Annotated in this window: 1 protein-coding gene; it reads left to right on the top strand. The window is 66.6% G+C overall.

The genetic code is table 11. From position 1 onward, the window contains the following. Nucleotides 1-21: 21 nt before the first annotated feature. A partial coding sequence (locus AQI88_RS42385) for an acyltransferase domain-containing protein (protein ID WP_208616111.1) occupies nt 22-1,032 on the top strand: 1,011 nt, incomplete at its 3' end.

Below are 1,032 nucleotides of genomic sequence, written 5' to 3'. Positions count from 1 at the left end.
GCGGGTCAGGTGGTGCCTGGTGTGGTGACGGGTATTGCTGGTGATGGTCGGGTTGCGGTGGTGTTCTCGGGGCAGGGTTCCCAGCGTGTGGGGATGGGTCTGGGGTTGTATGGGGCGTTCCCGGTGTTCGCGCGGGCGTTTGACGAGGTGTGTGATCAGCTGGACGGGTTGCTGCCTGGTTCGCTGCGTGAGGTGATCGCGGGTGGTGGTCCGGAGTTGGACCGGACGGTGTTTGCGCAGGCGGGTTTGTTCGCGGTGCAGGTGGCGTTGTTCCGGTTGTGGTCGTCGTGGGGTGTGGTGCCGCAGTGTGTGGCGGGTCACTCGATCGGTGAGGTCACGGCGGCGTATGTGGCGGGGGTGTGGGATCTGGCTGATGCGTGTGCGGTGGTGGCGGCGCGGGGCCGTTTGATGCAGGAGTTGCCGGCGGGTGGGGCGATGGCTGCTTTGGATGCGTCGTCGGAGCAGGTGGCCGAGTTGATTGCTGGTCGTGAGGGTGTGGCGGTCGCGGCGGTGAACAGTGCGCGGCAGACGGTGATTTCGGGTGTTGAGTCGGTGGTGGATGAGCTGGCGGGGTTGTGGGGGGAGCGTGGTGGGCGGGTTCGTCGGCTGCGGGTCAGTCATGCGTTCCATTCGCCGTTGATGGATCCGATGCTGGAGGAGTTCGCTGGGGTTTTGGGTGGGGTGACCTGTCGTGAGCCGCGGATCGCGTTGGTGTCGGGTGTGCCGGGTGCGGATGTGACGGATCCTGCTTATTGGGTGGGGCATGTGCGGGACACGGTCCGTTACCACGATGTGGTGGTGGCGATGCGGGCTCAGGGTGTGGGTGTGTTCGCCGAGTTGGGTCCGGATGGTGCGTTGTCGGCGATGGCTGATGGGGATGCGGGGACGTGGGTCCCGGCGTTGCGTGGTGGGCAGGACGAGCCTGAGACCGCGTTGCGTGCGCTGGCCGGTTTGTATGCGGCTGGTGTGGAGGTGGACTGGGCCGCGGTGACCGCTGACGAGGGTCGGGCGGTGAAGGTTGCTCTGCCGACC

The sequence above is a fragment of the Streptomyces cellostaticus genome (genome assembly GCF_001513965.1).
Classification (GTDB): Bacteria; Actinomycetota; Actinomycetes; order Streptomycetales; family Streptomycetaceae; genus Streptomyces; species Streptomyces cellostaticus.
This window is presented reverse-complemented; position numbering and strand designations above follow the sequence as displayed.